Source organism: Streptomyces alkaliterrae, from assembly GCF_007097205.2.
GTDB lineage: Bacteria > Actinomycetota > Actinomycetes > Streptomycetales > Streptomycetaceae > Streptomyces > Streptomyces alkaliterrae.
In genome coordinates, this window is the sequence record NZ_VJYK02000319.1 from 1 (window position 1) to 6,185 (window position 6,185).

Sequence of the window (6,185 nt, forward strand, 5' to 3'; positions counted from 1 at the left end):
TCGACCGGGGAATGAGGGGGAATTGGGGGTCACGGCGGGGTGCTGCCATGACCAACGACCCCTGACCGTTCTTGCTGCCGCGTACGAGTTCCTGAGCAACGGCACTCCGGTCATGCTCTCCACGAGTTGGGAGCCGTACGGCCTGACCAGAACCATCGTCGTCCTACCGGAGGGCGGGCCGCTTGCCGGGCGCGGAGTTGTCAAGCGGATGGCGGAGATCGGCGTCACCGTCAGCCACGCGGTCGAACAGCCGGAGCCACGACACGCAAATGCCGAGGAGGTGAACCTCCTCGGCATCCAGCGCGGCGCACTCATCACAGCCATCCAGCGCACCTACTACAGCGACGACAGTCAGCCGGGAAGAAACCGCCGACATCGCCATCCCCGCCGACCGTTGCGAGATCGTCTACGAGGTGCCATTCAAGAACACCTATGCCGTCGAGGATGACGAATCCCTCCGGCGGCGGCTTGCGCAGGACCTCGTGCAGCCTCGGCGCGCGCTCGGCGAGGATGTCGACCGTTTCGCTCACCTACCGGCCGGCGCGGTGGAGATATCGAACCCCGCGGCGACCTGGGACAGAGTCTCGTTCTTGCGCAGGTGCACCAGGGCCAGCAGGGCCTGGCGGAAGCAGCCCATCCTGCCCCAGCGGGAGTTCAGCTCACGCCTTCGGGCGTAGCCGAGCCAGAAGACGTGCTCAACGACCTCGTACGGGACGTCGAGCATGCCACGACGCGGGACAAAACAGGGCTCCTGTGTCGACGCGTGGGCGAGTGAGGTCACCCGCCGCAACGACCAGGAGCCCTGCCGCGTCACGCACCCGACCAGCAGCCGCATCACCGTCAAACCGCAGGATGTGAAGCGTTCACTGACAAAGCGACCGTGAAAATGACCTGCCGCCGTTTCGTACGTCTCACCCGCCAGGAGCCACCCCACCCAACTCGAACGTGGCAGCTACCGGAACTTGACTTTATGTCCGTTCAAGAACGGCCAAGCGGCCTACGCGAAGAGCTTCACGCTGTTGATCGGAGTGATGTCGATATATACGTGGGTGTCGGGGAGAATGATCGACCGGCTGCAGTTGGTGCCGTTATAGCCGTTGCATAGCTGGACCTTCGCACCGCCGTACTGATTGTTGGCAATGTATTTGCGTCCGAACTGATTAGACAGATTGTGGGCGCCGTAGGTATACCACCGATGGCTGGGTTTTCCGTTCTGGTAGTCCTCATGACTCTGATACATGCAGACGTATCCACTCGCACAGCCCTTGACCGTCGCCGCCTGCGCCGCAGGGGTGCCAGTCGCTAGTACCACACCTGTGGCGACAGCCAGTGTCACCGTCACCCGCTTGAAGTTGCCGCGCATTGCGCTCCTTGTCCTCCGTGCCCGCTGGCCAGCAGGGCTTGCCCAGATCTCTCTCGCTGGTTGATCTCGACGACATCCCATCAGTGACACTGCCCCTGGGATACCTCAGAGGTTCGAGGTTGACTTGCAGCGACTGATATGTTCCTCCGCACCGGTTGACAGATTCGGGAGTACTGGATGGACGTCAAGTCCGATCTACCCCGGCTTCTGATTGCAACCCCGACTCCTGCTCGTAGCGTGGATTACTGAGCTTCTTCGAGATGGCCACCGATCAGGCGACTGTCGGCCACCGCAACGAGCGAGGCCCCCGGGCTGTTGATCGAGATTTCTGACGTCTCAATCACGTTGCTCGGGGGCCTCGTTGGTCATCCATCCTGCCGCACTCGACCTGCCGCATGCACTCGTGGAGTGGGTCACCATGCTGATTGTCGCTCGTGAGGGCGACCGGCGCCGCAAGCTCCGCCCGTCCCAGCGCGCGATGGACGCGGCCGGTTCGCTGGCGCTCAGCGTCCTGGCGACGGCCGCCGGGGGCCGAAGCGTCGTCCAGGTCCGTGGCCGCTGGCGCGAGCCCGTGAACCTCTACGTGGTCGTCGCGCTTCCCCCGGCGAACCGCAAGTCAGCCGTCTTCTCCGCCATGACCGCTCCGCTGTACGAGGCGGAAAGTGAGGGGCTCCCTGCGCCTGGCCCACGGCGCCGAGTCCTGGAACACGCCTGGAACACACGGGCTGGTCGACAGCGGGATACGCGCGACACAGAGTGAGACAGGAGGAACGTCGAAGGGGTGCCCGTCGTGGACGGGCACCCCTTCTGACCAGCGCTTACGCTGAACTGGCGGAGGCGGTGGGATTTGAACCCACGGTGAGGGGTTACCTCACGACGGTTTTCAAGATCTCTCGCCGATCAGGCGGGCGGGATGCTCCGTCGCAGGTCACACGGGTACGAGCGCCCCGGAGGAGCCGTCGTCATCGTCATCGTGCCCCCTACGTGCCCCAGCGTCGTTGTCGTGCCCGCTAAGCCACGCGTCAGCCGCCTCGGCCACCTGGTCATCACGACCCGCAACAGGCCGAGCGTAGTGCCGGGTGGTGACGCTTGCGTTCGAGTGACCGAGCCGATGGGCGGCGGTCATCACGCCGTACCGGTCGGCGACCCAGGTTCCGTGCGACGCCCGGAGGTCATGCGGGGTCACGTCGGTCAGCCCGGCCGCCGACACCGCAGGATCGAAGTACGCCTTGCGCCACTGGTTGTAGCGCAGCGGCTTCCCGCCGGGTGTGGTGAACAGAAGGGCGTCGTCTCCAGCAGGCAAGGTCTCCAGGTGCTGGCCAAGTCGCTTTGCGAGCGACGGCCCGACCCGAAGTAGCCGCTTCTGATGGGACTTCGGGGTGTCGAAGACCAGAGCGCCATTCGCCTCAGCCAGGTTCTCATCGACCAGGACGAAGCCGCCGGACACGTCGATGTCCACCCGACGAAGGGCAAACGCCTCCCCCACGCGCAGACCCCCGTACGCGAGCAGCGCGATCAGGAGATCATGCGGCTTGGCGGCGCTCTGCACGACCTTGGAGGCTTCGAGTGGAGTGAGGATGTGTGGCTCAGTCTGGGGCATCCGGGGAAGCCTCACGCCCCGGCACGGGGTCAGAGAGATCATGTCGTTGTCGACAGCGGCCCGCATGATCTGAGACAGGACGCGGTACGCCTGGCGGATACGCGAGGCGCTGAGCCCCTTGGTCTTCATCCCGCCGACCCACTCGGCGATCGTGATCGGCCGGAGACTCAACAGCTCACGGTCCCCGAGCGACGGATTGATGAGCGAGTTGATCAGCGACCGGTAGGACGCCCGGGTCTTGTGCTTGAGCTGCGGGGAAACTGCGGCAAGCCAGCGGGCCGCCCAATCGCGAACGGTCGTCTTCCCCTCAGCAGGGTCAAGCCAGCGACCTTCCTCGATCTCAACCCGCATCTTGTTGAGCCATCGGTCAGCGTCAGTGACGGTGGCGAACGTACGGTCTGCCGGCCGAAGCACGCCGTCCGGCCCCGGGTAGCGAGCCTGGAACCGACCCGACGGCAGCTTTCGAATCCGCCCGAAGGGCCGACGCCCCTTTCGCTTCCCTGCCATCAAGCAGCCCTCCCCCGGCCGACCGGACGCAGCACAACAGGCGTCACAGTGTTCGCCCTCACGTAACTGGCCACAGCGCTTTCGGCGATGCGGACGTGTCGTCCGACCTTGACGAACGCGATGCGCCGTTCTTCGATGAGGCGCCGGGGGAACCGGACGGAAGTGCCGAGCCGTTCGGCTACTTCCTGGACGGTAAGCAGACGTTCCATGGTCACCACTCCTGTTCGGTGTCGGGGTTGTTGCGGAGTTCGCGGGCGATCTCGCGGTTTTGGGTGAGGTCGTCGCGGATGCGTGCGGCGAGCCAGGATTCGCCGGGAGTGTGGCCGTGTCCGGCGTAGTTCCAGTGCGCGAGCACGAGCGTGGACCCGTCGTCCTGGCCGTTGAGGTCGGGGAGGCCGAGCGCGTGGCGTTCTTGGGCGGCGCGGTAGTCGGCGCGTGCTTGGCGGAGTGCGCCGAGGGTGGTGGAGTAGGCGCGGGACTTGGTGGAGAAGTGGCCGCGGAAGCCGAGCATGTGAGCCCACGCCCACAACCGGCGGTCCGGGAAGGCGTCGTCCAGGTCCCGGCAGGCGCGGATCAGGCGGCGGGTGTGGTCGGGCAGGTCCAGAACCTTGTCCAGCTCCGCCATCTCCCCGATCCGCCGATCCAGCGTGCCGGTGGTCTCCGCAGCCTTGGTGGCGTACTTGGCCACGTAGGAGGCCACCGCCTGATCGCTCAGCTCCGCATCCCCACCGGCCCCGGTGATCGGCCGCACATCCACCTGCCGCCCCCACCGCAGCTCCCGGACCGGCTGACCGTGGCGGCCGGGCAGGACCAGGAGGACGCGCGCGGCGGCAGCGCGGATCGCGTCGTCCAGGAGGGTGACCGTGGCCCAGGCCGGGGGCGGGGAGTCCGGCCCGGACGGTCCGTCGAGGCGAACGATCGCGTGGAAGTGGATGGCGCCCCGGCGTTGGAACTCGGCGACTTTCCCGAACGAGACCCGGCAGGTTTCGCGGAGTTCGCGTTGGGTGATGCCGGCACGGGCGGCGACCTCGCGGAAGAGGTAGATGGTGAAGCGGCGCCACAGGTCCCCGGCGTGGTTGTTCCACAGCACCGCCGACGCGTAGTCGTAGCTGTCCGGATCGATCGCCGTACCCAGGACGGGGGCGTTGTCGGGGTGGCGGGTGCCGCAGGCGCAGACGCCGGTGGCGGGCCGGTTGTGGACCGCGCCGAAGGACGGGGCGGTGAGGGTGGCGAACACCTTGGGGTGCGTGCCTACCGTCCGGGCGATGCCCTTGTTGGGGTCGCCGGTGAGTCCGGCGCGGATGAGGTGGTAGGTGTCTCCGGCGTAGGTCCAGGCGCAGGACGGGCAGCGTGAGGCTCGACGGTTCCCGCAGGCCACCCGCAATCGACCACCAGGTTCGTTGTCGGTCGAGTAGGAGTGCAGGACCTCACCGGTTCGGGCATCTCGCGTGACGGTCGTGCCGGTGAGGTGGATGGGGTCGGCGCAGCCGCCGGTGCGTTTGATCTGTTCTTTCCAGCGGTCGAAACCGGGGAGCCCGGCCACCCTGAGAAGGTCGTTCAGGGTGGTCGGGTCCAGGTCCGCCGGGAGGGCGGTGGTCGTCATGCTGGTCACCGCCGGGCGATCGCCGAGGCCAGGGCCCGGGCGGGGGCGGTGCCGGTGCCCTTGCAGCGGGGGCAGGTGGCGGTGAGCGTGTGACGGGTGCCATCCGGGTTGGTGCGGCCGGTGGTGATGGCGGCGGTCGCCTGGCCGTCGCAGTGCCCGCAAGGGCGGTGGGTGGTGGCGTACTCGGGCATGATGGTGGTTCCCTTCCGGATCGCTTTGGGTCTGGTTGTGGTGCTGGCGCCGGGGCGGCTGTGACTTGGTGGTTGAGGCCGCCCCGGGGCCGGGCTAGGGGTTGCGGCGGTGGTGTCCCTTGTCGGCGTACATCGCCTGGTCAGCGGCCTTGAGCGCGTCACTCAGGAGGCGGACGGGCAGGTCTGCCACGGCGCAGGCGCCCACGGAGGCGGCGAGGGGGATGGTGTGGCCGTCGGCGCTGATCGGCCGGTTGAGTTCCCGCCGCAGCGTCGCCAGGTCCGGGACGTTGCCGGGGTCAGTGATGATGGCGGTGAACTCGTCTCCGCCGAGCCGGGCGGCGATGCCGTGGCGGCCGCACCAGGCGTTCAGCCGGTGGGCGGTGGCCAGGAGCGCGACGTCACCGGCCGCGTGGCCGTAGGTGTCGTTCAGGCGCTTGAAGTCGTCCAGGTCGACCAGGAGGACGAGCGCGGCGGGGTGGCGTGCGATGAGGCGTTCGGCGCGGGTGGTCCATCCGGCGCGGGTGTGCAGGCCGGTGAGCGGGTCGCGGCGTGCTTGGTCCAGGCGGCGGGTGAGAAGGCCCCCGTGGATGAGCCAGCCCAGCAGCGGTAACGCGAGACTCGCAACGTGCATGCTCATGACATTTCCTCCTGTCAGCGATTGCGCCGGTTGGCAGTGGTGGTCAGGGACTTCAGGACGACCGCGCAGACCGCGACAGACACTGCGGTCAGGGCGGTGGCCAGGAGCAGGGAGACCAAGACCGCGCCGAGGACCAGAACCGCGCCGGTACCGGCGGCAAGCCCGGCCGGGCTGACCTGAAACGAGGTACGCGGTGTCGGCGCCGCGACCGGCTGCACCGGGGCGGACTCGGTGGCCGGCGGAACGGCCTTGGCGACCGGCAGGGGACGGGGGGTGTGGAGGCC

At 67.7% G+C, this 6,185-nt stretch carries 9 protein-coding genes and 1 pseudogene; 2 read left to right on the forward strand and 8 right to left on the reverse strand.

Annotated features, from left to right (window positions below; all coding sequences use genetic code 11):
• Nucleotides 1-79: 79 nt before the first annotated feature.
• A pseudogene (locus FNX44_RS22475) lies at nucleotides 80-419 on the forward strand (UTRA domain-containing protein); the annotation flags it as partial.
• A 107-nt stretch (nucleotides 420-526) separates the two neighbouring features.
• Here the strand turns inward: FNX44_RS22475 and FNX44_RS30015 are convergent.
• Both FNX44_RS30015 and FNX44_RS22485 read right to left on the reverse strand, forming a co-directional pair.
• On the reverse strand, nucleotides 527-835 hold the full coding sequence (locus tag FNX44_RS30015) for a transposase family protein (RefSeq protein ID WP_407699207.1): 309 nt from the start codon (nucleotides 833-835) through the stop codon (nucleotides 527-529).
• A 162-nt stretch (nucleotides 836-997) separates the two neighbouring features.
• Nucleotides 998-1,363, reverse strand: coding sequence for a hypothetical protein (locus tag FNX44_RS22485; protein WP_143650611.1), 366 nt, complete (start codon nucleotides 1,361-1,363; stop codon nucleotides 998-1,000).
• Between the two features lie 361 nt (nucleotides 1,364-1,724).
• Between FNX44_RS22485 and FNX44_RS29165 the strand changes: the two genes are divergently transcribed.
• Entirely contained in the window at nucleotides 1,725-2,123 is a 399-nt protein-coding gene (locus FNX44_RS29165; RefSeq protein WP_228450117.1) for a DUF3987 domain-containing protein, read from the forward strand.
• 168 nt (nucleotides 2,124-2,291) lie between these two features.
• Here FNX44_RS29165 and FNX44_RS22495 read toward each other — a convergent pair whose 3' ends face one another.
• The 6 genes from FNX44_RS22495 to FNX44_RS29170 all read right to left on the reverse strand — a co-directional run.
• Nucleotides 2,292-3,470 (reverse strand): tyrosine-type recombinase/integrase, encoded by a 1,179-nt coding sequence (locus FNX44_RS22495; RefSeq protein ID WP_143650612.1) that lies wholly within the window; start codon nucleotides 3,468-3,470, stop codon nucleotides 2,292-2,294.
• Nucleotides 3,470-3,679, reverse strand: coding sequence for an excisionase family DNA-binding protein (locus tag FNX44_RS22500; protein WP_143650613.1), 210 nt, complete (start codon nucleotides 3,677-3,679; stop codon nucleotides 3,470-3,472). The genes FNX44_RS22495 and FNX44_RS22500 overlap by 1 nt, the downstream gene beginning before the upstream one ends.
• A 2-nt stretch (nucleotides 3,680-3,681) precedes the next feature.
• Nucleotides 3,682-5,073 carry a replication initiator protein RepSA gene (gene repSA / locus FNX44_RS22505; protein ID WP_143650614.1) on the reverse strand — a complete coding sequence of 464 codons (1,392 nt, stop codon included), beginning with the start codon at nucleotides 5,071-5,073 and terminating at the stop codon, nucleotides 3,682-3,684.
• Nucleotides 5,074-5,078: 5 nt separating this feature from the next.
• Complete coding sequence (locus tag FNX44_RS22510) at nucleotides 5,079-5,264, reverse strand: hypothetical protein (RefSeq protein ID WP_143650615.1); 186 nt, start codon at nucleotides 5,262-5,264, stop codon at nucleotides 5,079-5,081.
• A 94-nt stretch (nucleotides 5,265-5,358) separates the two neighbouring features.
• A complete protein-coding gene (locus tag FNX44_RS22515; RefSeq protein ID WP_143650616.1) occupies nucleotides 5,359-5,901 on the reverse strand; it encodes a GGDEF domain-containing protein in 543 nt (180 codons plus the stop codon).
• 14 nt (nucleotides 5,902-5,915) lie between these two features.
• Nucleotides 5,916-6,185, reverse strand: a 270-nt coding sequence (locus FNX44_RS29170; RefSeq protein ID WP_438948038.1) for a hypothetical protein, incomplete at its 5' end; no start/stop codon positions are given.

Bases quoted from the DNA above. Each gene is read 5' to 3' on its own strand.
- FNX44_RS30015 (WP_407699207.1), bottom strand. From the start codon at position 835: ATGCGGCTGCTGGTCGGGTGCGTGACGCGGCAGGGCTCCTGGTCGTTG.
- FNX44_RS22495 (WP_143650612.1), bottom strand. From the start codon at position 3,470: ATGGCAGGGAAGCGAAAGGGGCGTCGGCCCTTCGGGCGGATTCGAAAG.
- FNX44_RS22510 (WP_143650615.1), bottom strand. From the start codon at position 5,264: ATGCCCGAGTACGCCACCACCCACCGCCCTTGCGGGCACTGCGACGGC.
- FNX44_RS22500 (WP_143650613.1), bottom strand. From the start codon at position 3,679: ATGGAACGTCTGCTTACCGTCCAGGAAGTAGCCGAACGGCTCGGCACT.
- FNX44_RS22485 (WP_143650611.1), bottom strand. From the start codon at position 1,363: ATGCGCGGCAACTTCAAGCGGGTGACGGTGACACTGGCTGTCGCCACA.
- FNX44_RS22515 (WP_143650616.1), bottom strand. From the start codon at position 5,901: ATGAGCATGCACGTTGCGAGTCTCGCGTTACCGCTGCTGGGCTGGCTC.
- repSA (WP_143650614.1), bottom strand. From the start codon at position 5,073: ATGACGACCACCGCCCTCCCGGCGGACCTGGACCCGACCACCCTGAAC.